Source organism: Ralstonia nicotianae, assembly GCF_018243235.1.
In the GTDB taxonomy this organism is placed as follows: Bacteria; Pseudomonadota; Gammaproteobacteria; order Burkholderiales; family Burkholderiaceae; genus Ralstonia; species Ralstonia nicotianae.
The window spans coordinates 1,483,396-1,508,421 of record NZ_CP046674.1; the positions used below are offsets into that span (position 1 = coordinate 1,483,396).

Below are 25,026 nucleotides of genomic sequence, written 5' to 3' on the forward strand. Positions count from 1 at the left end.
ATGCGGTTGCGCGTGCGTCATCCGAAGAAGCGCGCGGCGGCTTCGGGCGGCACGGTCACGCCGGTGGCGTGCGCCCGTTGCAGCACGGCCCACCAGTAGCGGTAGCTGGCGCGGTCGTGCAGGCGGCCTTCATGCTGGATCGGCCCCCACGACGCGTCCTGCGCGGCCGTCAGGATGGCGGCGGCCTGCGCCACTTCATCGTGCGACGGGCGGAACGCGGCGACGATCGGTTCGATCTGGTCCGGGTGGATGCTCCACTTGCGCAGATAGCCGAATGCGTTGCGTGCGCGGGCGGCGTCCGTGCCGGCGCGGTCCGGGCGCTTGATGTCGGTGCTCACGTTGTGCGACGGCACCTTGCCGTGCGCGTGGCAGGCGGCGGCGATGTCCGTCAGCGCGCGGCGGATCAGCGGATGCTCGAACTGCTCCGGCGAGCCCATCGCCGCGCCGGGAATCGCACCGTTGTGCGCCGAGACGAAGTCCATCAGGCCGAAGCTCAGGCACTCCACCTGTACCAGCGCGGCGATGTCGAACACCTGCGCCAGCGCGCCGTGCGTCTCGATCAGCACGTGGATCGGCAGGTGCCGCGCGATGCCGGCCGCGCGGGCCGCCTGGTTGACCCGGTCGGTCACGCGCGCGACTTCCACCACGTCGCGCACCTTGGGCACGGTCACGTAGGCCAGCCGGCGCCCGGCCTGGCCGACCAGGATGTCGACGTCCTGGGCCCAGGCATCATGGTTCGGGTCGTGGATGCGCACGCCCACGCGGTTGAAGCGGTTGTCGTCGCTGTTGATGAGCCGCGCGGCCAGTTCGGCATGCGCGCGCTCCTGGCCGACGGCGGCGCCGTCCTCGCAATCGAAGGTGATGTCGAAGACCGGTCCAAGCGCTTGTTGCAGGGCGAGCGACTTGCGCATCAGCTTTTCTGCGCCGGCATAGTGGTCGCAGACCGGCAACTGGGCCGGTGCGGCATCGTCCTGGAACAAGACCTCGGTCGGGTGCACTGCGTTGTATTGGGTGGGGGCGCGGACGTTTCCGGCGCCGGGTTGGGATGTAAAAAAACCGGAGGGTTCGCTGCCGATCCGCTCCGGTTTCTCGTCAGATCATGCGCGTCAGCCCAGCAGGTGCTGCACGCCGGCACGCTCTTCTTCCAGTTCCTTGAGCGTGATGTTGATCTTCTCGCGGCTGTAGGCGTCGACCTCGAAGCCCTTGACCACTTCGTACTTGCCGTTGGCCGTCGTGACTGGGAAGCCGAACATCACGTCCTGCGGGATCTCGTAGTCGCCGTTGGACGGGATGCCCATCGTGACGATCTTGCCGTTGGAGCCCAGTACCCAGTCGCGCACGTGGTCGATGGCGGCGTTGGCGGCCGAGGCAGCCGACGATAGGCCGCGCGCCTCGATGATGGCGGCGCCGCGCTTGCCGACGGTCGGCAGGAACACGTCGTTGTTCCACACCGGGTCGTTGATCATGTCCTTCACGCTCTGGCCGTCGATAGTGGCGTAGCGGTAGTCGGCGTACATCGTCGGGCTGTGGTTGCCCCACACGAACAGCTTTTCGATGCTCGACACCGGCTTGCCGGTCTTGGCGGCGATCTGCGACAGGGCGCGGTTGTGGTCCAGGCGCAGCATCGCGGTGAAGTTCTCGCGCGGCAGGTCCGGTGCCGACTTCATGGCGATGTAGGCGTTGGTGTTGGCCGGGTTGCCGACCACCAGCACCTTGACGTTGCGCGAAGCGACGGCGTTCAGGGCCTTGCCCTGTGCCGTGAAGATCTGTGCGTTGGCCGACAGCAGGTCCTTGCGCTCCATGCCCGGGCCGCGGGGGCGGGCGCCGACCAGCAGGGCCACGTCCACGTCCTTGAATGCGGTCATCGGGTCGGCGTGGGCTTCCATGCCGGCCAGCAGCGGGAAGGCGCAGTCTTCGATCTCCATCATCACGCCCTTGAGCGCCTTCTGGGCCTTCTCGTCGGGGATTTCCAGCAGTTGCAGGATGACGGGTTGATCCTTGCCCAGCATTTCGCCGGCGGCGATGCGGAACAGCAGTGCATAACCGATCTGACCAGCAGCGCCGGTCACCGCGACGCGCATGGGTGCTTTAGCCATGAGAACTCTCCAAACGGTAGTGAAAAGCGGATCGCCCTGCGCGAAGTCGCATCCTGGCGGGATGTCGGCGCCCACTGCGCAGGCATTGCCGGTCCGGGCGCCGCGCTGGCAGCCGGCCCGGAATCGGCAAGAGCCTCGGAGTGTACTGCGTCCGCATGACGAAGTGGAAACACCCTTGGGTCAGGGAGGATGGCCGCGCCGGCGCCCGCGTGGAGCCCTTCATCCGGAACAGGCGCGAGTGTAGGCCGGGGCCCTTGTGAAGTCAACGAATCTTCTGTCTTATATAAGACATAAGACATTCTATAAACGGGCTGGACGCGTGGATCGCTTTTGTGGTGAAATCGACAGCTATGTCGAGTGCCTCCACTTCCAATTCCGCCGCCGTGCCGCCGTCTCCGGGCGGCGAGGCGGGCGCGTCGCCCGCGGGCGTGGGAGCCGGGGCGCCCACCTTCAGCCCGCTGTACCAGCAGATCAAGACGCTGATCCTGCAGAGCCTGCAGGCCGGCGAGTGGAAGCCGGGCGAGATGATCCCCTCCGAGATGGAACTGGCGGCCCGCTACAAGGTCAGCCAGGGCACGGTGCGCAAGGCCATCGACGAACTGGCGGCCGAAAACCTGGTCGCGCGGCGGCAGGGCAAGGGCACCTTCGTTACCACGCATTACGAAGAGGGCGTGCAGTTCCGCTTCCTGCGGTTGATGCCGGAGCAGGGCGAGCAGCACTATCCGAGCAGCCGCGTGCTGGAGTGCAAGCGCCTGCGCGCGCCCGCCGAGATCGCCCGCCTGCTCGACCTCAAGCCGGGCGACAGCGTGGTGCAGATCCGCCGCGTGCTGTTCTTCTCCGGCGAGCCGACCGTGTTCGAAGAGATCTGGCTGCCCGGCTCGAGCTTCAAGGGTCTGACGGCCGAAAAGCTCACCGACTGGAAGGGGCCGATGTACGCATTTTTTGAGGCCGAGTTCGGTGTGCGCATGTTGCGTGCCACCGAGCGCATCCGCGCCGTGGCCGCGGATGCGGGCACGGCCGGGCTGCTGTCGGTGGCGCCGGGTTCGCCGTTGCTGTCGGTCGAGCGGGTGTCGCACACGTTTGGTGACAAGCCGGTGGAGCTGCGTCGCGGCCTGTATGTCACGACGCGGCACTATTACCAGAATGAATTGAGTTGACGGTGCGCCGTCGTGCCGGCCCCACTGGCCCGGCGGCGCTTGATTTGTGGCGTGCGCAACAGTGTATTGCGCGCCGTGAAGACGGGGGAGGGCAATCGTTCGCGGCGCTGCATCGTTGCTGGCGCACGGAGCACAAAAGTGGCGCGCGGCGCGGGAAATTATTGGTGCGCTGCGCAACAAAAGCGCGCTAAAATCGCGTGGATTTGCATAAGCAGTTTCGTTTGTCGTTTTAGCCAATGGGGTCTGACATGGCAGAAGCCATCAAGAAAGCCAGGCCGGAATTCAGGAACATCGGTCTGGGGGATATCGCCCGCTACCGGTTGCCCTGGGCCGGCAAGGTGTCCATCCTGCATCGCGCCAGCGGTGCGCTGATGTTCCTTCTTCTTCCGTTCGTGCTGTACCTGTTCGAGCAGAGTCTCACGTCGGAAATCAGTTTCGCCAAGTTCACGGCGCTTCTGTCCAACGGCTTCGCCAAGGTTGTCGTCCTCGCGCTCATCTGGGCCTACCTGCACCACTTCTGCGCCGGCATCCGCTACCTGATCCTCGACCTGCACATCGGCATCGACAAGACCACGTCGTCCAAGTCGGCCGTGAGCGTGCTGATCGTCAGCCTGCTGCTGACCGTCGTGTTCGGCGCCAAGTTGTTCGGCCTGTTCTGAGGAGTCCCCGATGGCACAAAACAATATCGGTCCCAAGCGCCTCGTCGTCGGCGCACACTACGGCCTGAAGGACTTCCTCGCGCAGCGCGTCACCGCCGTGATCATGGCGGTCTACACCATCGTGCTGCTGGCCGCGTTCCTGTTTTCGAAAGACACGTCGTACCAAAGCTGGGCAGGCCTGTTCGCCAACCAGTGGATGAAGCTGCTGACGTTCCTCGCTTTCCTGTCGCTCACATATCACGCATGGATCGGCGTGCGTGACATCTGGATGGACTACGTGAAGCCCGTGGCAGTGCGTTTGACGCTGCAAGTGTTGACGATTCTGTGGCTCGTCGGTTGCGCGGGCTACGCAGCTCAGATTCTCTGGAGGGTTTAAGACATGGTCGCAGTCAAGACTGGGCTGCCGCGCCGCAAGTTCGACGTCGTGATCGTCGGCGCGGGCGGCGCGGGCATGCGCGCATCGCTGCAGCTCGCTGAAGCCGGCCTTTCCGTGGCCGTGCTGTCCAAGGTTTTCCCCACCCGCTCCCACACCGTGGCGGCGCAAGGTGGCATCGGTGCTTCGCTGGGCAACATGAGCGAAGACAACTGGCACTATCACTTCTACGACACCATCAAGGGTTCCGACTGGCTCGGTGACCAGGATGCGATCGAGTTCATGTGCCGCCAGGCGCCGCAAGTGGTCTATGAACTGGAGCACTTCGGCATGCCGTTCGACCGCAATGCCGACGGCACCATCTACCAGCGCCCGTTCGGCGGCCACACGTCCAACTACGGCGAGAAGCCGGTGCAGCGTGCCTGCGCCGCCGCCGACCGGACCGGCCACGCGCTGCTGCACACGCTGTACCAGCGCAACGTGCGTGCCAAGACCCACTTCTTCGTCGAATGGATGGCGCTGGACCTGATCCGCGACCAGGACGGCGACGTGCTGGGCGTGACCGCGCTGGAAATGGAAACCGGCGAGGTCTATATCCTCGAAGCCAAGACCACGCTGTTCGCCACGGGCGGTGCCGGCCGTATCTACGCAGCTTCCACCAACGCCTTCATCAACACGGGTGACGGCCTGGGCATGGCGGCGCGCGCCGGCATCCCGCTGGAAGACATGGAGTTCTGGCAGTTCCACCCGACCGGCGTGGCCGGCGCGGGCGTGCTGATCACCGAAGGCGTGCGCGGCGAGGGCGGTATCCTGCGTAACAAGGACGGCGAGCGCTTCATGGAGCGCTATGCCCCGACGCTGAAGGATCTGGCGCCGCGTGACTTCGTGTCGCGCTCGATGGACCAGGAAATCAAGGAAGGCCGAGGCTGCGGCCCGAACGGCGACTACGTGCTGCTCGACCTGACCCACGTCGGTGCCGAGACCATCATGAAGCGCCTGCCGTCCATCCGCGAGATCGGCCTGAAGTTCGCCAACGTGGACGCCATCAAGGAACCGATCCCGGTGGTGCCGACCATCCACTACCAGATGGGCGGTATCCCGACCAACTATCACGGCCAGGTCGTGGTGCCGAAGAACGGCAGCCCGAACGAAGTCGTGAACGGCTTCTACGCGATCGGCGAATGCTCGTGCGTGTCGGTGCACGGCGCCAACCGCCTGGGCACGAACTCGCTGCTCGACCTGGTGGTGTTCGGCCGCTCGGCCGGTAACCACATCGTCGCGCAGAACCTGAAGAACCGCGAACACAAGCCGCTGCCGGCCGATGCCGCCGACCGCGCGCTGGCCCGCCTGGCCAAGCTGGACAGCTCCAGCTCGGGCGAGTACGCGCAGGACGTCGCCAACGATATCCGCCGCAACATGCAGGCGCATGCCGGCGTGTTCCGCACGCAGAAGCTGATGGACGAAGGCGTCGAGCGCATCATGGAAGTGACCGAGCGCGCCGCCAACATCCACCTGAAGGACAAGTCCAAGGTGTTCAACACCGCGCGCGTCGAAGCGCTGGAAGTGGCCAACCTGGTGGAAGTCGCCAAGGCGACGATGGTGTCGGCCGCCGCCCGCAGGGAATCGCGCGGCGCACACGCCCACAGCGATTTCCCGAACCGTGACGACGACAACTGGCTCAAGCACACGCTGTTCTACAGCGAAGGCAACCGCCTCGAGTACAAGCCCGTGCAGATGAAGCCGCTGTCGGTGGAAAGCGTGCCGCCCAAGGCGCGGACCTTCTAAGCACCGGAAAGGACCCACAAAAATGAAGCGTATTTTTGAAGTCTATCGCTACGATCCGGACAAGGACGCAGCCCCCCGCATGCAGACCTACGAGGTCGAGCTCGACGGCCATGAGCGCATGCTGCTCGACGCACTGGTCAAGCTGAAGAAGCTGGACGAGTCGATCGCGTTCCGCCGCTCGTGCCGCGAAGGCGTGTGCGGCTCCGACGCCATGAACATCAACGGCAAGAATGGTCTGGCCTGCCTGACCAACATGCGCGAGCTGCCCGAGAAGATTGTGCTGCGTCCGCTGCCGGGCCTGCCCGTGGTGCGCGACCTGATCGTCGACATGACGCAGTTCTTCAACCAGTACCACTCGATCAAGCCGTTCCTGATCAACGACGAGCCGCCGCCCGAGAAGGAGCGCCTGCAGTCGCCGGAAGAGCGCGAAGAGCTCGACGGCCTGTACGAGTGCATCCTGTGCGCGAGCTGCTCGACGTCGTGCCCGTCGTTCTGGTGGAACCCAGACAAGTTCGTCGGCCCGGCCGGCCTGCTGCAGGCCTACCGTTTCATCGCCGACAGCCGCGACCAGGCGACCAGCGAGCGCCTCGACAACCTCGAGGACCCGTACCGCCTGTTCCGCTGCCACACCATCATGAACTGCGTCGATGTGTGCCCGAAGGGTCTGAACCCGACCAAGGCCATCGGCAAGATCAAGGAACTGATGGTGCGCCGCGCGGTGTAAGCCGCCAGCCCAGCGTCGCCGGAGCGATTGTTCCGGCGACGCACTTTGTAGAGCATGACCGCCGTGAACACTTCGACGTTTTCCCACCAGTCCGATCCGCACAGGCGCGCGCGCCTGCGCTGGCGTGCCCGACGCGGCCTGCTGGAGAACGACATCATCGTCGAGCGTTTTTTCAACCGCTACGAGACCGAGCTGTCCGATGACGACGTCGGCGCGCTCACGCAGTTGTTCGAGTTGCCGGACAACGATCTGATGGATCTCCTGCTGGCCCGCAAGGAGCCCGAAGGAGCGCTCGACGTGCCTTCCGTACGGCATGTGCTGAGCTTGTTGCGCGCCGTCTAGGCGTGCTGCGAGAGGTTGCCGCAAGGCGAATCGCTCTGGCCCCCGGTTTTGTGCGATCCGTCTAGCGGGAGACTCCCGAGTCCATTTTTATAAACAGCAGAGAAGGAAACCGACATGACGCCGTCCGATGTGAAAGCCACCCTATCGTTTTCCGATGGCTCGCCCAGCGTCGAGTTGCCGATCTACACGGGCACGGTTGGCCCGGACGTGATCGACATCCGCAAGCTGTACGGCCAGACGGGCAAGTTCACCTACGACCCCGGCTTCATGTCGACCGCGTCGTGCAACTCCAAGATCACCTATATCGATGGCGACAAGGGCGAGCTGCTCTATCGCGGCTACGCCATCGACGATCTGGCGGGCAAGTGCGACTTCCTGGAAATCTGCTACCTGCTGCTCAAGGGCGAGCTGCCCAACGCCAAGCAGAAGGATGAGTTCAACAGCACCGTCATGAACCACACCATGGTGCATGAGCAGATGCAGTTCTTCCTGCGCGGCTTCCGTCGCGATGCGCATCCGATGGCCGTGCTGACCGGCCTGGTGGGCGCCATGAGCGCGTTCTATCCGGATGCCGCCAACATCAACGATTCGCGCGAGCGCGAGATCTCGCAGATCCGCCTGATCGCCAAGCTGCCGACACTGGTGGCGATGGCCTACAAGTACAACATCGGCCAGCCGCTGATCTACCCGCAGAACAACCTGTCCTACACCGGCAACTTCATGCGCATGATGTTCGCCACGCCGTGCGAGGACTACAAGGTCAACCCGGTGCTTGAGCGCGCGCTCGACCGCATCTTCATCCTGCACGCCGACCACGAGCAGAACGCCTCGACCTCGACGGTGCGCCTGGCCGGCTCCTCGGGTACCAACCCGATCGCCGCCATTGCAGCCGGCATCGCCTGCCTGTGGGGCCCGGCGCACGGCGGTGCGAACGAAGCGGCGCTGAACATGCTGGAAGAGATCGGCAGCGTCGACAAGATCGATGAGTTCATCAAGCAGGTCAAGGACAAGAACAGCGGCGTGCGCCTGATGGGCTTCGGCCACCGCGTGTACAAGAACTACGATCCGCGCGCCAAGCTGATGCGTGAGACCTGCCATGAAGTGCTGCAGGAACTCGGCCTGGAGAACGATCGCCTGTTCAAGCTGGCCATGGCGCTCGAGAAGATCGCGCTGGAAGACGAATACTTCGTCAGCCGCAAGCTGTATCCGAACGTCGATTTCTACTCGGGCATCGTGCAGCGCGCGCTGGGCATCCCGACCTCGATGTTCACCTGCATCTTCGCGCTGGCCCGCTCGGTGGGCTGGATCGCGCAGTGGGAAGAGATGATCACCGATCCGGAATACAAGATCGGCCGTCCGCGCCAGCTGTTCAACGGCGCCGCCACCCGCGCGGTGCCCGAGCTGGGCAAGCGCTGATCCGTTCGGCGCACATGGCGTGCGAAACCCCGCCCGGGCGACCGGCGGGGTTTTTTGTTGCCCGCGGCCTTCGCAAAACGACGAAACCCCCTTTCGCCAGTGACGTCCAGCCTCGCGGCCGCCGGGTGGCATAATCGGTCACTCCCCACGAAACTGCCCGCGCGGGCGCCCGCACACGGCGCACTGTGCACGGATCGCATCATGGCCAAGACGCTCTACGACAAACTCTGGGACGACCACGTCGTCCACACCGAAGAGGACGGCACGACCGTGCTCTACATCGACCGCCAACTGCTGCACGAGGTGACCAGCCCACAGGCGTTCGAGGGCCTGAAGCTGGCCAACCGCCCGGTCTGGCGCATCAGCGCGAACCTGGCCGTCTCGGACCACAACGTGCCGACCACCGACCGCTCGCACGGCATCGCCGACCCGGTCTCCAAGCTGCAGGTCGACACGCTCGATGCCAACTGCGACAGCTTCGGCATCACGCAATTCAAGATGACCGACAAGCGCCAGGGCATCGTGCACGTGATCGGGCCGGAGCAGGGCGCGACGCTGCCGGGCATGACGGTGGTCTGCGGCGACTCGCACACCAGCACGCACGGCGCGTTCGGCGCGCTGGCGCACGGCATCGGCACCTCGGAAGTCGAGCACGTGCTGGCCACGCAGACGCTGCTCGCCAAGAAGAGCAAGAACATGCTGGTGAAGGTCGAAGGCACGCTGCCGCGCGGCTGCACCGCCAAGGACATCGTGCTCGCCATCATCGGCAAGATCGGCACGGCGGGCGGCACCGGCTACGCGATGGAGTTCGGTGGCTCGGCCATCCGCGCGCTGTCGATGGAAGGCCGCATGACGGTGTGCAACATGGCGATCGAGGCGGGCGCGCGCGCCGGCATGGTCGGCGTGGACGACATCACGCTCGAGTACATCAAGGGCCGTCCGTTCGCGCCGCAGGGCGTGGAATGGGAGCAGGCCGTGGCCTACTGGCGCTCGCTGCACTCCGATGAGGGTGCCCGCTTCGACCACGTGGTCGAGCTGCGCGCCGAAGAGATCCGCCCGCAGGTGAGCTGGGGCACCTCGCCGGAAATGGTGGTCAGCATCGAAGACCGCGTGCCGGATCCGGACAAGGAAAAGGACCCGGTCAAGCGCAATGCCATGGAGCGCGCGCTCGAGTACATGGCCCTGCAGCCCAACGTCGCCATCGGCGACATCCGCATCGACAAGGTCTTCATCGGCTCGTGCACCAACAGCCGCATCGAGGACATGCGCGCCGCCGCCTGGGTGGTGCAGAAGCTCGGCAAGCGCATTGCCTCCAACGTGAAGCTGGCCATGGTGGTGCCGGGTTCGGGCCTGGTCAAGGAGCAGGCCGAGCGCGAAGGGCTGGACAAAATTTTCAAGGCCGCCGGCTTCGAATGGCGCGAGCCGGGCTGCTCGATGTGCCTGGCGATGAACGCCGACCGGCTGGAGCCGGGCGAGCGCTGCGCGTCCACGTCCAACCGCAATTTCGAAGGCCGGCAGGGCGCGGGCGGCCGCACCCACCTGGTGAGCCCGGCGATGGCCGCCGCCGCCGCGCTGGAAGGCCACTTCGTCGACGTGCGCAAGCTCGGCTGACCGGCAGGAGAGAACGATCATGGAACAATTCACCATCCACACCGGCCTGGTTGCGCCGCTGGACCGCGAGAACGTCGATACCGACGCCATCATTCCGAAGCAATTCCTCAAGTCGATCAAGCGTACCGGCTTCGGCCCGAACCTGTTCGACGAGTGGCGCTACAAGGACGTGGGCGAGCCCGGCCAGGACAACAGCAAGCGTCCGCTGAACCCGGACTTCGTGCTGAATCAGCCGCGCTATCAGGGCGCATCGGTCCTGCTTGCGCGCAAGAACTTCGGCTGCGGCAGCTCGCGCGAGCATGCTCCCTGGGCGCTGCAGCAGTACGGCTTCCGCGCCATCATCGCGCCGAGCTTTGCCGACATCTTCTTCAACAACTGCTTCAAGAACGGCCTGCTGCCGATCGTGCTGACGGAGTCGCAGGTCGACCACCTGTTCAACGAGACGCAGGCCTTCACCGGCTACCAGCTCACTGTGGATCTGGACAAGCAGGTTGTCGTCACGCCGGGCGGCACGGCCTATCCGTTCGATGTCACGGCCTTCCGCAAGTACTGCTTGCTCAACGGTTTCGACGACATCGGCCTGACCCTGCGCTACGCCGATCAGATCAAGGCCTACGAAGCACAACGCCTGGCCAAGATGCCGTGGCTCGCGCACAAGCTGGTCGGCTGATGCCGGCAAATGCATAACAAGGACAAACGCATGACCAAAATTGCAGTGTTGCCGGGTGACGGCATTGGCACGGAAATCGTAGCCGAGGCCGTCAAGGTGCTCAAGGCGCTGGGCGAGACGTTCGAGATGGAAACCGCGCCCGTCGGCGGCGCCGGCTACGAGGCCAAGGGTCATCCGCTGCCAGAGGACACGCTCAAGCTCGCCAAGGAAGCCGATGCCATCCTGTTCGGCGCCGTCGGCGACTGGAAGTACGACACGCTGCCGCGCGAACTGCGTCCCGAGCAGGCCATCCTGGGCCTGCGCAAGCACCTGCAACTGTTCGCCAACTTCCGCCCGGCGATCTGCTATCCGGAGCTGGCCGGTGCATCGAGCCTGAAGCCCGAAATCGTGGCGGGGCTCGACATCCTGATCGTGCGCGAACTGACCGGCGATATCTACTTCGGCCAGCCGCGCGGCGTGCGTGCCGCACCGGACGGCCTGTTCGCCGGCGCGCGCGAGGGCTTCGACACCATGCGCTACAGCGAGCCGGAAATCCGTCGCATCGCGCACGTCGCCTTCCAGGCGGCGGCCAAGCGCGGCAAGAAGCTGTGCAGCGTCGACAAGGCCAACGTGCTGGAGACCTTCCAGTTCTGGAAGGACATTGTCACCGACGTGCACAAGGAGTACCCCGAGGTCGAGCTCTCGCACATGTACGTGGACAACGCCGCGATGCAGCTGGTCAAGGCGCCCAAGAACTTCGACGTGGTTGTCACCGGCAACATGTTCGGCGACATCCTGTCGGACGAGGCCGCGATGCTGACGGGCTCGATCGGCATGCTGCCGTCGGCCTCGCTCGATGCCAACAACAAGGGCCTGTACGAGCCGTCGCACGGTTCGGCCCCGGACATCGCGGGCAAGGGCATCGCCAACCCGCTGGCGACCATCCTGTCGGCGGCGATGATGCTGCGCTACACGCTGGGCAAGGCCGAGCAGGCGGACCGCATCGAGAACGCGGTCAAGAAGGTGCTGGCCCAAGGCTATCGCACTGGCGACATCCTGACGCCGGGCTGCAAGCAGGTCGGCACGGTGGAGATGGGCGACGCCGTGGTGGCCGCGCTGTAAGCCGGACCACGCGTTGCGGTGCCGTCACATGCGGCACCGCGACCGTGGTTTTTTGCGCGGCGCTATGCTGCACCGCATTGTGCTGCAGCCAAATCGTGTATATTTTGTCGGATGATCTCGACCGCGCTCCTCTTCGGCATTCTGGGCACCCTGGCCATCGCCGCCAAGGGCGCTGCCGCACGCGCTCGCATGACGACCGTCGAGATTCGCACGACCACCAAAATCATTACTAAAAAAACGATCTCGTAGATCGTCCGTCGTGCCCGTTCGCCTTCCCCGCGCGGTCACGCCGGGCGTCCGAGGCGGGGAAAATCACTAAGGGTTCCACATCATGAAGGTAGGTCTCGTCGGTTGGCGCGGCATGGTCGGCAGCGTGCTGATGCAGCGCATGCAGGAAGAAAAGGATTTCGACCTGATCGATACGGTGTTCTTCAGCACCAGCAATGCCGGCGGCAAAGCGCCGTCGTTCGCCAAGACGGACGCCCCGCTGGCGGACGCCAACGATATCGACGCGCTCAAGCAGTGCGACACCATCATCACCTGCCAGGGCGGTGACTACACCACCGAGATCTTCCCGAAGCTGCGCGCCGCCGGCTGGAACGGCTATTGGATCGACGCCGCTTCGACGCTGCGCATGGAAGACGACGCGGTGATCGTGCTGGACCCGGTCAACCTGCAGCTGATCAAGGACGCCGTTGCCCGCGGGACCAAGAATTTCATCGGCGGTAACTGCACCAACTCCATCCTGCTGATGGGCGTGGGCGGCCTGTTCCGCGACGGGCTGGTCGAGTGGGTCAGCTCGATGACCTACCAGGCTGCATCGGGCGGTGGTGCCAACCACATGCGCGAACTGCTCAAGGGCATGGGGGTGATCCACCGCGAAGTGGAGGAAGAGCTGGCCAGCCCGGCCTCGGCCATCCTGGAGATCGACCGCAAGGTTGCCAAGACCATCCGCGAGGACGTGCCGACCGAGTACTTCCCGGCACCGCTGGCCGGTGGCCTGATCCCCTGGATCGACAAGCAGCTCGACAACGGCCAGTCCAAGGAAGAATGGAAGGGCCAGGCTGAGGTCAACAAGATCCTGGGCACCGCCCGGACGATTCCCGTGGACGGCCTGTGCGTGCGGATCGGCGCGATGCGCTGCCACAGCCTGGGCCTGACGCTCAAGCTCAAGCGCGACCTGCCGCTCGAAGAGATCGAGTCCATCATCCGTTCGGGCAACCCGTGGGTGAAGTGGGTGCCGAACGAGCGCGGCATCACCGAACAGGAGCTGACGCCCGCGGCCATCACCGGCGGGCTGGATATCGGCGTGGGCCGCGTGCGTAAGCTGAATATGGGTCCGGAATATGTCAGCGCGTTCGTGATCGGCGACCAGTTGCTCTGGGGCGCTGCCGAACCGCTGCGTCGGATGCTGCGCATTCTGCTGGGCAAGTGATCCCGGCTTTGCTGTCGGCAGGTTGTCGGGGCGCAATGCTTGTCGTTGCAACCTGACAACAAAATTGAGGATTTTTGCCGCCACGCCGCGCACACCACGCGGCGTTTTTCATCCGGACGCCCACGGACTGTTACGTTGGTACACAATAGCGGCCGGAACGCCGTCCGCCCATTCGTAGGGTGGGCGAGCAACGGGGAGGAGTTAGCGCCGCATCGGAGCGTTCGTATTCCGGGGGGTACGCCGAACGCTTCAGATACCGCCATTTACGTCGTTTGGATTGACATCGACGGTGTCGAGCCCTCGGCATCTCACGTTTCAAGTGAGATTGCTGCGCTAACTCATTGATGCTAAGTTCGTTTTGCACATTAAAAAGATCACGGAGTCGAAGGTGAGGGTGAGCCAATACCGCCGGAGAGAATCGTCCCATCGCAGTCCTCGCTGGTCGGCTGTCGCAATTGCCGCGGCAAGCCTGCTGCTGATCCAGCCCGCCGCGCACGCGGCCGGCTTCGGCGCTTTGCACGTGCGTTCCAGCCTGGGACAGCCGCTGCAGGCCGAGATCGATCTGAGCGGCGTGACCGAGGAAGAGGCCCAGAATCTGGTCGCCAAGCTGGCTTCGCCTGATGCCTACCAGCGCGCCGGCCTGACCTACAACCCGATCGTCTCGACGCTGCGGGCCTCGCTGGTGCGCCAGTCCGGCGGCAGCTACGTGGTGCGGGTGATTTCCGCCCAGCCGGTCGCCGAGCCGTTCGTCGATATCCTGGTCGACCTGACCTGGGCATCGGGCCGCGTCTCGCGCGCCTATACCTTCCTGCTGGACCCCGCGGGCTCCAGCAATACGCCCCGCAATTTTGCGCCGACGCCGGTAGTGCAGGCCACGACGCCGGGTGTGGTCGATTCCACGCCGGCTCCGGTCGCGGCTGCACCGCAGGCACCGGCGGCCGCACCGCGCGCCGCCCGTCCGGCGCGCCAGGCCGCCGCCCGCCCGCAAGCGGATGCGGCCGCGGCGGAGCCGTCGTCCGGCGCGGGATACACCGTGCAGCGCGGCGACAGCCTCTACGACGTCGCCTCGAATGCCGTGCAGGGCCAGGACGGCGTGTCGCTGGACCAGATGCTGCTTGCGCTGTACCGAAACAATCCCAAGGCATTCATCGGCGGCAATATCAACCGCCTGCGTACCGGCTCCGTGCTGACGGTTCCGTCGGCGGCCGAAGCGCAGAAGGTGTCGTCGCGTGAGGCACGCCGCGAGGTGGTCGCGCAGACGTCCGGCTTTGCCGGCTACCGCAGCCGCCTGGCTACGGCCGCCGAAGCCAATGCCGCGACGGATACCGATTCCGCCAGGCAGCAGAGCGGCAGCGTGTCCGCCCGTGTCCAGGATCAGGCTACGCCGTCCGCCAGCGAGCGCGACGAGCTGCGCCTGTCCAAGGCGGATCGCACCGGCAAGGCCGCTGCCACCGCCGGCGCACGTGCGGAGGAACTGGTTGCCAAGGAGCACGCGCTCAAGGAAATGGAATCGCGGGTGGCGCAACTGGAGAAGAACCTCTCCGAGATGCAGCACCTGATCGAAGTGAAGAATGCGGAGCTCGCCAAGGCGGCGGCTGCCAAGCCCGCCGCGGGTGCTGCGCCGTCGCCGGCGACGGCTGCGCCGGCGGTGACGGCTGCCAACGCACCGGCGCCGTCAGCTTCGGCTTCGGCAACGCCGGCACAAGCCCCGGCTGCGGCCGCGTCCTCGGCGGAAACGGCTTCGTCGGCCACGGCAACGGCGGGCGCGTCGGCTCCGGCTGCTGCCACGCCGGCAGCGGCCAGCGCACCGGTGGCGGCCGAGGCTTCGGCTCCCGCCGCTGCGCCCAGGAAGGCGCCAGTGGTGGTGGCACCGCAGCCGCCGGCCGAGGAAGAGTCGTTCTTCTCCTCGCTGCTGGGCAATCCGATGGCGCTGGGCCTGGGCGGCCTGGTGGTGGCGCTGGCGGGCGGCTTGGCGGTGTATCGCCGTCGCCAGCAGAAGCCCGAGCAGGCGCACGGCTTTCAGGACAGCCTGCTGTCGCAGGAGAGCACGGTGATGGCCGGGGCCAACTCGCTGTTCGGCGCGGCTGGCGGCCAGAGCATCGATACGTCGCAGCACAGCGTGTTCGGGGCCGATTTCCGCATCGGCGGTGGCAACGAGAGCAATGAAGTCGATCCGATCGCGGAAGCCGACGTCTACATCGCCTATGGCCGCGACGTGCAGGCCGAGGAAATCCTGCGCGAGGCGCTCGAGCAGCATCCGGAGCGCCAGGCCATCCGCCTCAAACTGATGGAAATCTACGCCAACCGCCAGGATGCGCACGGCTTCCAGACCATCGCCGAGGAAATGCTGGCGCAGGTGGGGGCCGCATCGCCCGACTGGGCCGAGGCCGCCGCGCTGGGCCGCAAGTTCGATCCGGCCAATCCGCTGTACCTGACGGTGCAGGGCGACGGCCACCACGAGCAGGTTGCCGCCGATGACCGTCACGGTCACGCCGGCGGTGGTGCCGTGGCTGCTGCGGGCGCTGCCCTGGCGGGCATGGGCGCTGTCGCGGCGGCTGCCGAGGCGTTCAAGCCGACCGTGACGGGCGAAACCACCCGCCGCGGCGAAGAATGGACCACGGTGGATCCGGGCATGGATCCGTCCATGCCGTCGACCAAGGCACCGCAACTGGCGGATCTGGAGCTGCCGCTGGAATCCTTCCCGGCGCCGGCGGCCGGCGAGCCGATCACGGCGCCGCTCCAGGCAGCCGAGGTGTTCCAGCCGCTTGCCGAGCCGGAAGCCCCGCCGGCGCTCGAACTGCCGCAGACCGACTTCGCTGGCCATGCCGGCGAAGCGTTCCAGCCGGCTTCGGTGCCGCCGCTGCACATGGATCTGTCCGATCTGTCGTTGGACCTGAACCCGACGGCGCCCGTTGCCGAGACGCCTGCCGTGGAGCCGGCGCCTGCCGCCGTGGCCGCAGACAGCCTGCCGGCCTGGGCGCAGCCTGCCGACCTGCCGGAAACGCCGGTGCAGCTCGACGCAGCGCCGCAGCCCCAGGAGGTCGTCGCGCAGCAAGAAGAGCCGCTGACGGTCATGCGCCTGGACACCAACCTCCCGCACACGCTGTCGGCCGAGGGTGGCATCGATGGCGTGCGCGACCTGCAGATCAAGTTCGATCTGGCCAAGGCCTACATCGAGATCGGCGACAAGGAAGGTGCGCGCGAGCTGCTGCAGGAAGTGCTGGACCTGGGCGATCCGTCGTTCCACGCCGAGGCCCAGGCGCTGATGCGCCAGATCGGCTGATCGGCACTGCGCCGTACGGCTTCGCCAACGCCGGCAGGGTGGTATCCTGCCGGCGTTTTTCATTTCGCATGGGGATTCATTCGGCATGACGCGCATCGCGCTCGGCATCCAGTACGACGGTGCCGCGTTTTCGGGATGGCAGTCGCAACCGCACGGCAACACCGTGCAGGACGTGCTCGAGGCGGCGCTGCGCGAGTTTGCCGGCGTGGCCTTGCCGACCACCGTGGCAGGCCGCACCGACGCCGGCGTGCATGCGCTGGGGCAGGTGGTCCATCTCGACACCGACCTGGTGCGCGATCCATTCTCGTGGGTGCGCGGCACCAATGCCTTCCTCCCGCCGACGGTAGCCGTGCGCTGGGCGCAGGCGATGCCGGAAGATTTTCACGCGCGCTTCTCCGCGCATCGCCGCACGTACTACTACGCGCTGACCTACGGTCCGACGCGCGCACCGCTGCTCGAAGGCAAGGCTGGCTACGTGACGCTGCCGCCCGGACAGTCACTTGACGTGACAGCCATGCACGAGGCCGCGCAGGTGCTGGTCGGCGAGCACGATTTTTCCTCCTTCCGTGCGGCAGAATGCCAGGCCAAGTCGCCCGTCAAGACGATGTATTCGACCGAGGTGCGGGGGCAGGGCGAATGGGTGTTCGTGCGCATCCGCGGCAGTGCCTTCCTGCACCACATGGTGCGCAACATCATGGGCTGCCTGGTGGCGATCGGCCGGGGCAAGCGCCCGGCGGCGTGGATGGGCGAGGTGCTGGCCGCGCGCGACCGCAAGGCCGCCGCCCCCACCTTCATGCCCGACGGCCTGTACCTTGCCGAGGTCGGCTATCCTGATGCCTTCCGGCTGCCGGCATCCCCGGCGTCGTCCAGCCTGTTTCGCGGCGTGTTCGACGAGCACGCCGGCCCATGACCATTGCCATGCCGCTTCACCGTACCCGTATCAAGCTCTGTGGCCTGACCCAGCCGGACGACGTCGACCATGCCGTCGCGCTGGGCGCCGATGCCATCGGGCTGGTGTTCTATCCGCCCAGCCCCCGCTACGTCGCCACCGGGCGCGCGGCCGAGCTGGCCCGCCGTGCCGGTCCGTTCGTCACCGTGACGGGCCTGTTCGTCAATGCCAGCGCCGACGACGTGGCCCGGGTGCTCGACCAGGTACCGCTCACGCTGCTGCAGTTCCACGGCGACGAGACGCCCGAGCAGTGCGCGGAGATCGCCGGGAAGGTGGGGCTGCCCTGGCTGCGCGCCCTGCGTGTTCAGCCGGGAACCGATTTGGTAGAATTCGCCGATCGGTTTGCCGCTGCCCAGGGGTTGCTGCTCGACGCATTCGTCGAGGGCTACGGCGGCGGCGGCCACGTCTTCGACTGGACCCTGATTCCCCCGCAATGGCTCTCGCAATCCGCACCGCCAAGCGCCGCTCCTCGGCTCGTTTTGAGTGGTGGGTTGAGCGCGCAAAACGTCGCTGGCGCGATTGAGCGTGTGCGGCCTTACGCTGTCGACGTGAGCAGCGGAATCGAGGCCGCACGGGGCGTGAAAGACCGCGCCCGCATGACCGCATTCGTGCGTGCGGTCCGCGAGGCCGATGCCGCCCTGGGCGCGTCGGTGCAAGCCTGAGCCACATTGGCCGGTCTCTCGCGGTTCGCACCTTCCTGAATATCGCCGCCGGCCGGTCCCTGGTCTGAGCCCGGCGGATGCCTCGAGAGATTGCCATGTACAACCTGCCCGACGCCCACGGCCACTTCGGCCCTTACGGCGGCACCTTCGTTGCGGAAACGCTGTCCCACGCGCTGGACGAGCTGCGCGATGCCTATGCGCGCTATCAGCACGATCCCGAATTCATCAAGGAATACGAGTACGAGCTGAAGCATTTCGTCGGCCGTCCGTCGCCCATCTACCATGCCCGCCGCCTGACCGAGCATTGCGGCGGCGCGCAGATCTACCTCAAGCGCGAAGACCTGAACCACACCGGCGCGCACAAGGTGAACAACGTCATCGGCCAGGCGCTGCTGGCGCGCCGCATGGGCAAGCCGCGCGTGATCGCCGAGACCGGCGCCGGCCAGCACGGCGTGGCCACCGCCACCATCGCCGCGCGCTACGGCATGGAGTGCGTGGTCTACATGGGCAGCGAGGACGTGCGCCGGCAGGCCGCCAACGTCTATCGCATGAAGCTGCTGGGCGCGACCGTGGTGCCGGTGGAGTCCGGTTCGCGCACGCTCAAGGACGCGCTGAATGAAGCGATGCGCGACTGGGTCACCAACGTGGCCGACACCTTCTACATCATCGGCACCGTGGCCGGTCCGCACCCGTATCCGATGATGGTGCGCGACTTCCAGGCCGTGATCGGCGAGGAATGCAAGGTGCAGATGCCCGAGCTGGCCGGCCGCCAGCCGGACGCCGTGATCGCCTGCGTGGGCGGCGGCTCCAACGCCATGGGCATTTTCTATCCGTACATCGACCATGCCAGCGTGCAGCTGATCGGCGTGGAAGCGGCGGGCGAGGGCCTCGAGTCGGGCCGGCATGCCGCGTCGCTCACGGGCGGCTCGCCGGGCGTGCTGCACGGCAACCGCACCTATCTGCTGCAGGACGAGGACGGCCAGATCATCGAGACGCATTCGATCTCGGCCGGCCTGGACTACCCCGGTGTCGGCCCCGAGCATGCCTGGCTGAAGGACGCGGGTCGCGCGCAGTATGTCGGCATCACCGACAAGGAAGCGCTGCAGGCCTTCCACGACCTGTGCCGCATGGAGGGCATCATCCCCGCGCTGGAGTCCAGCCATGCGCTGGCCTACGCCTGCAAGCTGGCGCCGACGCTGCCGAAGGACAAGATCCTGCTGGTCAACCTGTCCGGCCGCGGCGACAAGGACATGCATACCGTCGCCGAACTCTCGGGCATCGATCTCTGACGCAATGACCAAGCGCGCCATCGACGGCATCTTCAACGAGGACTGCATTGCCGGTGTCGGCCGCCTGGCCGACGGCAGCGTGGACCTCGTCATCGCCGATCCGCCGTACGGGCTGGGCAAGGACTATGGCAACGACTCCGACAAGCTGTCGGGCGAGGCCTACCTGGCCTGGTCGGAACGCTGGATCGAGGCGGTGTTGCCGAAGCTGGCGCGCAACGGCTCGCTCTACCTGTTCTGCACGTGGCAGTACGCGCCGGAGCTGTTCGTGATGCTCAAGCGGCGCCTGTCGATGATCAACGAGATCATCTGGGACCGCCGCGTGCCCAGCATGGGCGGCAGCACGCGCAAGTTCTCTTCGGTGCACGACAACATCGGCTTTTTCGCCGCCTCGCGCGACTACTACTTCGATGTCGACGCCGTGCGCATCCCGTACGACGCCGAGACCAAGAAGGCCCGCAGCCGCAAGCGCTTCGAGGGCAAGAAGTGGCTGGAGGTCGGCTACAACCCGAAGGACGTGTGGAGCGTGTCGCGCCTGCACCGGCAGGACCCCGAACGCGCCGAGCACCCGACGCAGAAGCCGCTGGAACTGGTCGAGCGCATGGTGCTGGCGAGCTGCCCGCCGGGCGGGCTGGTGCTGGACCCGTTCCTGGGCAGCGGTACCACCGCCGCGGCCTGCGCGCGGTTGGGCCGCCGGTTTGCCGGCTTCGAGATCAACGCCGAGTATTGCCGCGTGGCGCGCGAGCGGGTGGCCGCCGTCACGCCGCTTGGACCCCAATCGACTGATTCCCAGGTGCCCGACACCGTCAGGGTCGCCTGAAACCTCTTCAATCCATGTCCCGCATTGCTCAAACTTTTTCGCAATTGTCCGCGCAGGGCCGCAAGGGCCTGATTCCGTTCATCACGGCGGGCGACCCGTATCCCGAGCTGACCGTCGACCTGATGCATGCGCTGGTCAAGGGCGGCGCCAACGTCATCGAACTGGGCGTGCCGTTTTCCGACCCGATGGCCGACGGCCCGGTCATCCAGCGTGCGTCGGAGCGCGCACTCGCCAAGAAAATCGGCCTGCGCACCGTGCTGGACTACGTGCGTGCGTTCCGCGCCACCGACAAGACCACGCCCGTGGTGCTGATGGGCTACGCCAACCCGATCGAGCGCATGGGCATCGACGCCTTCGCCAAGGCCGCGTCGGAAGCCGGCGTGGACGGCGTGCTGGTGGTGGACTATCCGCCCGAGGAGTGCGAGGCGTTCGCCAAGACCATGCGGGCCGCGGGCATCGACCCGATCTTCCTGCTGGCGCCCACGTCGACCGAAGCGCGCATGGCGCAGATCGCCCGCGTGGCGAGTGGCTACATCTACTACGTCTCGCTCAAGGGCGTGACGGGTGCGGCGACGCTGGACCTCGACAGCGTGGCCGCGCGCATCCCGCAGATCCGCCAGCACGCGCGGCTGCCGGTGGGGGTCGGCTTCGGCATCCGCGATGCGGCGACGGCGCGCGCGATCGGCGGCGTGGCCGATGCGGTGGTGATCGGATCCCGCATTGTGCAATTGCTGGAGGAGGCGTCCCGCGAACAAGCGGTACAATGTCTGACTGATTTCATCGCGGACATCCGCCAGGCGCTCGACGCCTGAGCCACATGACCCGCGCGAGCGCATTCAAGGAGTACGCATGAGCTGGCTGGACAAACTGCTTCCGCCCAAGATCCAACAGACCGATCCGTCGCAACGCAAGGGCATTCCGGAAGGCCTGTGGATCAAATGCCCCGCCTGCGAGTCGGTGCTGTACCGTACCGACGTCGAAGCCAACCTGCACGTCTGCCCCAAGTGCGAACACCACATGCGCATCGGCGCCCGCGCGCGCCTGGATGCGCTGCTGGACGCCGAGGGCCGCTATGAGCTGGGACAGGAGATCCTCCCGGTCGACGCGCTCAAGTTCAAGGACACCAAGAAGTATCCCGACCGCATCAAGACGGCCATGGACGACACCGGCGAGACCGACGCCATGGTCGTGATGGGCGGCGCCATCCACGCGCTGCCGGTGGTGGTGGCCTGCTTCGAGTTCGAATTCATGGGCGGCTCGATGGGCTCGGTGGTGGGCGAGCGCTTCACGCGCGGCGCGCAGACGGCGCTGGAGCAGAAGGTGCCGTTCATCTGCGTGTCAGCCACGGGCGGCGCGCGCATGCAGGAAAGCCTGCTGTCGCTGATGCAGATGGCCAAGACCACGGCCATGGTCAACAAGCTGGCCGAAGCCAAGCTGCCGTTCATCAGCGTGCTGACCGATCCGACCATGGGCGGCGTTTCCGCCAGCTTCGCCTTCATGGGCGACGTGGTGATCGCCGAGCCGCGCGCGCTGATCGGCTTCGCCGGCCCGCGCGTGATCGAGCAGACCGTGCGCGAAAAGCTGCCGGAAGGCTTCCAGCGCGCCGAATTCCTGCTGCAGAAGGGTGCCATCGACATGATCATCGACCGCCGCAGCATGCGCCGCGAAATCGCCGAGCTGCTTGCCCTGCTGCAGAAGCAGCCGGCCGACGCGCTGGCCTGATGCCCCGCACCCTGTGAACTGAAGCGCGGGCGAGAGTCCGCGCTTCTTCTTTTTGCGCGATCCGATCGCACACCGCACCGCATGCATTGTTTCGATAACCTGCCGGACTGGCTGGCCCATCTGGAAACCGCGCACCCCGTCGGCATCGACATGGGGCTCGAGCGCATCAGCCGCGTGCGCGACGCGCTGGCGCTCAAGCTCGATCCGGTCGTCTTCACCGTGGGCGGCACCAACGGCAAGGGCTCGACCTGCGCGATGCTGGAGGCCATCCTGATGGCGGCCGGCTACAAGGTCGGCTGCCACACATCGCCGCACCTGATCGACTTCAACGAGCGCGCCCGCGTCAATGGCGAGATCGCCACCGACGCGATGCTGCTGCCGCATTTCGAGGCGGTCGAGCGCGCCCGCTGCAGCTTCGCCGAGCCCGTCAGCCTGACGTACTTCGAGTTCACCACGCTGGCGATCATGCATCTGTTTGCCGGGGCAGGGCTGGATGCGGTGATCCTGGAGGTGGGGCTGGGCGGCCGGCTGGATGCGGTCAATATCATCGATCCCGACTGTGCCGTCGTCACCAGTGTCGATCTCGACCACATGGCCTACCTGGGCGACACGCGCGAGGCGATCGGCTTCGAGAAGGCCGGCATCTTCCGGCCGGGCGTGCCGGCGGTGTGCTCCGACCCGGTGCCGCCGGTCTCGCTGGTCCGGCACGCCGAGGCCATCGGCGCGGACCTGTGGCTGATCGGCCGCGATTTCAACTTCCAGGGCGATAAGCAGCAGTGGGGCTGGAGCGGGCGGGGCCGGCGCTGGTCGTCGCTGGGCTATCCGGCGCTGCGCGGGGCCAACCAGCTGCTGAATGCGTCGGCGGCGCTGGCTGCGCTGGACTCGGTGCGCGACCGGCTGGCGATCACCGCGCAGGACGTGCGCGTCGGGCTATCGCGCGTGGCGCTGCCGGGACGCTTCCAGGTGATGCCGGGCCGACCGGCGGTGATCCTGGATGTGGCCCACAATCCGCATGCCGCGGCGGCCCTGGGCCAGAATCTCGAGAACATGGGCTTCTTCCGCTACACCTACGCGGTGTTCGGCGCCATGCAGGACAAGGACATCGCGGGCGTGCTGGGCCATCTGCTCGACAAGGTCGATCACTGGTGCCTGACCGATCTGCCGACGCCGCGCGCGGCGAGCGCGGCACAACTCGAGCAAGCCCTGGCGGATGCAGGCTTCAGCCCGGGCAAGGAGGCCAGCGTCGCAACCTATGGCGATCCCGCCACCGCCTATCGCAACGCCATGGAGCGGGCGACCGAGGATGATAGAATCGTCGTCTTCGGATCGTTCTTCACCGTTGCCGGTGTGCTGGCGGAGCGCAAGACCCGCGCGCACTAACGAAGACCAGGCAGCGCCGGGCGATCCGGTGCCGGTGCTGCAGCCCCTCGTTTCGCATCGTCAGAGAGCCAACCCGGGCGCAATCCATGGGACTGTTTTCCATCTTCTCTTCCCGCAAGCCTGCCGAAAGCGCGCGTGGCGCCGCCGGCAGCGCTGCCGATGTAGCGCGCGACGCGGTGCGCGAGTCGCGGGCCGCCTCGGCATCCCGCAGCCGCGCGGCGCGGCGCGATGATGACGTCGATGACGGTCTCGATCCCGAGCTGCCGCAAAAGCAGCGCGCGCGGCGGCGCCTGATCGGCGCGGTCGTGCTGGTGGGGGCCGCCGTGGTGGTGCTGCCGCTGGTGTTCGATGCCAAGCCGCGCCCGGTGACGGACGGCGTCGCGGTCCAGATCCAGGACCAGCCGGTCGATCGCGGCGCCAAGGCGTCGGCCGATGAACCCAAGGTGGCCAGCCGCCGCTCGGCGCCGCGTGCCGACGGGGCGGCCCCGCAGCAGGCGCAGGCGCTGGATCAGGGGGAAGAGGTCGTGTCTTCCGCCGGCGGCACCTCCGCGGCGAGCACGCCGGCCGCCGCCAAGCCGTCGCCCAAGGCCGCCGCCGGCGCGACGGCAACCGATACCAAGCCGCAGGCGAAGCCTGCCGCGTCCGTCCAGGCTGCACCGGCTGCCGAAGCCAAGGACGGCAAATTCCTGCTGCTGATCGGCGCGTTCGCTTCGGAAGACCGCGCCCGCAACTGGCTGAGCAAACTCAAGGGCGAGAAGATTCCCGGCTACATCGAGCACAAGAAGGTGCCCGAGAAGGGCGATCTGGCCTTGCTGCGCGCGGGCCCGTTCAATGATCGCGCCTCGGCGGAGATGGCACAGAAGCGCGCCGAGCAACTGGGCCTGACGCCCAAGCTGGTGCAGCAGTGACCATGCGGCCCGATGCGCGTTTGCCAGGCCGACCGATCCGCTGCACCGTCTTCCGCCCAACCCAGCCGCCTCATGCAACCGACTTTCTTTGATTACGGCGTTCTGTTCATCGTCGTGGCGTCGGCGCTGGTGGGCCTGTTTCGCGGACTGATCCGCGAGATCCTGGCGCTGGCCGGGTGGCTGTTTGCGGCGTGGGTGGCCTATACCTTCTCGGGCGTGGCGGCGGGCTGGATGCCGGAGTCGCTGCCGGGCGGACCGGTGGCACGCACGGTTCTCGGATTCGTCCTACTGTTCGTAGTGACGGTGATCGGGACATCGCTGGTGGGCGCGCTGCTGTCGGCGGTCCTGGAGAGCGCGGGGCTGAAGCCCGCCGATCGCGGCCTCGGCATGGTGTTCGGGCTGGCGCGCGGCGGCGTGATCATCCTGGTGCTGATGACGGTGGCGGGCTTCACCAGTGTGCCCGAGCAGCCGTTCTGGCGCGATGCGCTCACGCGGCCGTATGCGGAGGAGGCGGCACGGGCCGCCAAGCCGCTGCTGCCGCCCGACGTCGCGAAATACATTCACTATTGAGGGGGAGCGTCTGGCCACGAGCCGGGCGGTCCATGCTTTTTCGGTGCCCGCAACGGGTGTGGGCGCCACCAATACGT

The 25,026-nt window shown here is 66.5% G+C and carries 24 protein-coding genes; 22 read left to right on the forward strand and 2 right to left on the reverse strand.

The annotated features are described in order from the left end of the window. Nucleotides 1-17 precede the first annotated feature (17 nt). Nucleotides 18-998 (reverse strand): HpcH/HpaI aldolase/citrate lyase family protein, encoded by a 981-nt coding sequence (locus GO999_RS06870; protein WP_019718608.1) that lies wholly within the window; start codon nucleotides 996-998, stop codon nucleotides 18-20. Nucleotides 999-1,106: 108 nt separating this feature from the next. Continuing rightward, nucleotides 1,107-2,096: a malate dehydrogenase gene (locus tag GO999_RS06875; RefSeq protein ID WP_011001933.1), complete on the reverse strand. Its 990-nt coding sequence runs from the start codon at nucleotides 2,094-2,096 to the stop codon at nucleotides 1,107-1,109. A 350-nt stretch (nucleotides 2,097-2,446) separates the two neighbouring features. Between GO999_RS06875 and GO999_RS06880 the strand changes: the two genes are divergently transcribed. The 22 genes from GO999_RS06880 (at nucleotide 2,447) to GO999_RS06985 (ending at nucleotide 24,949) form a co-directional block, all read left to right on the forward strand. After that, on the forward strand, nucleotides 2,447-3,253 hold the full coding sequence (locus GO999_RS06880) for a GntR family transcriptional regulator (RefSeq protein ID WP_016727023.1): 807 nt from the start codon (nucleotides 2,447-2,449) through the stop codon (nucleotides 3,251-3,253). Between the two features lie 248 nt (nucleotides 3,254-3,501). Beyond that, complete coding sequence (sdhC, locus tag GO999_RS06885) at nucleotides 3,502-3,912, forward strand: succinate dehydrogenase, cytochrome b556 subunit (protein WP_016722983.1); 411 nt, start codon at nucleotides 3,502-3,504, stop codon at nucleotides 3,910-3,912. Between the two features lie 10 nt (nucleotides 3,913-3,922). Then, nucleotides 3,923-4,288, forward strand: a complete 366-nt coding sequence (gene sdhD, locus GO999_RS06890) for a succinate dehydrogenase, hydrophobic membrane anchor protein (RefSeq protein ID WP_011001930.1) — start codon at nucleotides 3,923-3,925, stop codon at nucleotides 4,286-4,288. A 3-nt stretch (nucleotides 4,289-4,291) separates the two neighbouring features. Next, nucleotides 4,292-6,070, forward strand: coding sequence for a succinate dehydrogenase flavoprotein subunit (gene sdhA / locus GO999_RS06895; RefSeq protein WP_011001929.1), 1,779 nt, complete (start codon nucleotides 4,292-4,294; stop codon nucleotides 6,068-6,070). 22 nt (nucleotides 6,071-6,092) lie between these two features. Beyond that, nucleotides 6,093-6,794, forward strand: coding sequence for a succinate dehydrogenase iron-sulfur subunit (locus GO999_RS06900; RefSeq protein ID WP_003264033.1), 702 nt, complete (start codon nucleotides 6,093-6,095; stop codon nucleotides 6,792-6,794). 54 nt (nucleotides 6,795-6,848) lie between these two features. Beyond that, nucleotides 6,849-7,136, forward strand: a complete 288-nt coding sequence (locus tag GO999_RS06905; protein WP_011001928.1) for an FAD assembly factor SdhE — start codon at nucleotides 6,849-6,851, stop codon at nucleotides 7,134-7,136. A gap of 114 nt (nucleotides 7,137-7,250) precedes the next feature. Further along, nucleotides 7,251-8,552, forward strand: a complete 1,302-nt coding sequence (gene gltA / locus GO999_RS06910; protein WP_011001927.1) for a citrate synthase — start codon at nucleotides 7,251-7,253, stop codon at nucleotides 8,550-8,552. Nucleotides 8,553-8,753: 201 nt separating this feature from the next. Continuing rightward, entirely contained in the window at nucleotides 8,754-10,163 is a 1,410-nt protein-coding gene (leuC, locus tag GO999_RS06915) for a 3-isopropylmalate dehydratase large subunit (RefSeq protein WP_011001926.1), read from the forward strand. A gap of 19 nt (nucleotides 10,164-10,182) precedes the next feature. After that, on the forward strand, nucleotides 10,183-10,833 hold the full coding sequence (leuD, locus tag GO999_RS06920; protein WP_011001925.1) for a 3-isopropylmalate dehydratase small subunit: 651 nt from the start codon (nucleotides 10,183-10,185) through the stop codon (nucleotides 10,831-10,833). Between the two features lie 30 nt (nucleotides 10,834-10,863). Further along, on the forward strand, nucleotides 10,864-11,934 hold the full coding sequence (gene leuB / locus GO999_RS06925) for a 3-isopropylmalate dehydrogenase (RefSeq protein WP_058907233.1): 1,071 nt from the start codon (nucleotides 10,864-10,866) through the stop codon (nucleotides 11,932-11,934). 111 nt (nucleotides 11,935-12,045) lie between these two features. Beyond that, a complete protein-coding gene (locus tag GO999_RS06930; protein ID WP_211906695.1) occupies nucleotides 12,046-12,183 on the forward strand; it encodes a hypothetical protein in 138 nt (45 codons plus the stop codon). A gap of 82 nt (nucleotides 12,184-12,265) precedes the next feature. Then, the gene (gene asd, locus GO999_RS06935) at nucleotides 12,266-13,369 is read left to right on the forward strand and encodes an aspartate-semialdehyde dehydrogenase (RefSeq protein ID WP_011001923.1); all 1,104 of its coding nucleotides are present in this window, start codon (nucleotides 12,266-12,268) and stop codon (nucleotides 13,367-13,369) included. Nucleotides 13,370-13,757: 388 nt separating this feature from the next. Next, nucleotides 13,758-16,652, forward strand: a complete 2,895-nt coding sequence (tapV, locus tag GO999_RS06940) for a FimV/HubP family polar landmark-like protein TapV (RefSeq protein ID WP_211906696.1) — start codon at nucleotides 13,758-13,760, stop codon at nucleotides 16,650-16,652. An 85-nt stretch (nucleotides 16,653-16,737) separates the two neighbouring features. Further along, nucleotides 16,738-17,562 carry a tRNA pseudouridine(38-40) synthase TruA gene (gene truA, locus GO999_RS06945; RefSeq protein WP_016727020.1) on the forward strand — a complete coding sequence of 275 codons (825 nt, stop codon included), beginning with the start codon at nucleotides 16,738-16,740 and terminating at the stop codon, nucleotides 17,560-17,562. Then, the gene (locus tag GO999_RS06950) at nucleotides 17,559-18,263 is read left to right on the forward strand and encodes a phosphoribosylanthranilate isomerase (RefSeq protein ID WP_016722989.1); all 705 of its coding nucleotides are present in this window, start codon (nucleotides 17,559-17,561) and stop codon (nucleotides 18,261-18,263) included. The genes truA and GO999_RS06950 overlap by 4 nt, the downstream gene beginning before the upstream one ends. Before the next feature lie 95 nt (nucleotides 18,264-18,358). Continuing rightward, nucleotides 18,359-19,552 carry a tryptophan synthase subunit beta gene (gene trpB, locus GO999_RS06955; RefSeq protein ID WP_016722990.1) on the forward strand — a complete coding sequence of 398 codons (1,194 nt, stop codon included), beginning with the start codon at nucleotides 18,359-18,361 and terminating at the stop codon, nucleotides 19,550-19,552. Between the two features lie 4 nt (nucleotides 19,553-19,556). Further along, entirely contained in the window at nucleotides 19,557-20,369 is an 813-nt protein-coding gene (locus tag GO999_RS06960; RefSeq protein ID WP_011001918.1) for a DNA-methyltransferase, read from the forward strand. A gap of 14 nt (nucleotides 20,370-20,383) precedes the next feature. After that, nucleotides 20,384-21,181 carry a tryptophan synthase subunit alpha gene (gene trpA / locus GO999_RS06965; RefSeq protein WP_011001917.1) on the forward strand — a complete coding sequence of 266 codons (798 nt, stop codon included), beginning with the start codon at nucleotides 20,384-20,386 and terminating at the stop codon, nucleotides 21,179-21,181. 37 nt (nucleotides 21,182-21,218) lie between these two features. Continuing rightward, nucleotides 21,219-22,091 (forward strand): acetyl-CoA carboxylase, carboxyltransferase subunit beta, encoded by an 873-nt coding sequence (accD, locus tag GO999_RS06970; RefSeq protein ID WP_011001916.1) that lies wholly within the window; start codon nucleotides 21,219-21,221, stop codon nucleotides 22,089-22,091. Nucleotides 22,092-22,172: 81 nt separating this feature from the next. After that, a complete protein-coding gene (gene folC / locus GO999_RS06975; RefSeq protein WP_011001915.1) occupies nucleotides 22,173-23,471 on the forward strand; it encodes a bifunctional tetrahydrofolate synthase/dihydrofolate synthase in 1,299 nt (432 codons plus the stop codon). 86 nt (nucleotides 23,472-23,557) lie between these two features. Continuing rightward, nucleotides 23,558-24,379, forward strand: a complete 822-nt coding sequence (locus GO999_RS06980) for an SPOR domain-containing protein (RefSeq protein ID WP_011001914.1) — start codon at nucleotides 23,558-23,560, stop codon at nucleotides 24,377-24,379. Nucleotides 24,380-24,451: 72 nt separating this feature from the next. After that, the gene (locus tag GO999_RS06985) at nucleotides 24,452-24,949 is read left to right on the forward strand and encodes a CvpA family protein (RefSeq protein ID WP_011001913.1); all 498 of its coding nucleotides are present in this window, start codon (nucleotides 24,452-24,454) and stop codon (nucleotides 24,947-24,949) included. Nucleotides 24,950-25,026 lie beyond the last annotated feature (77 nt).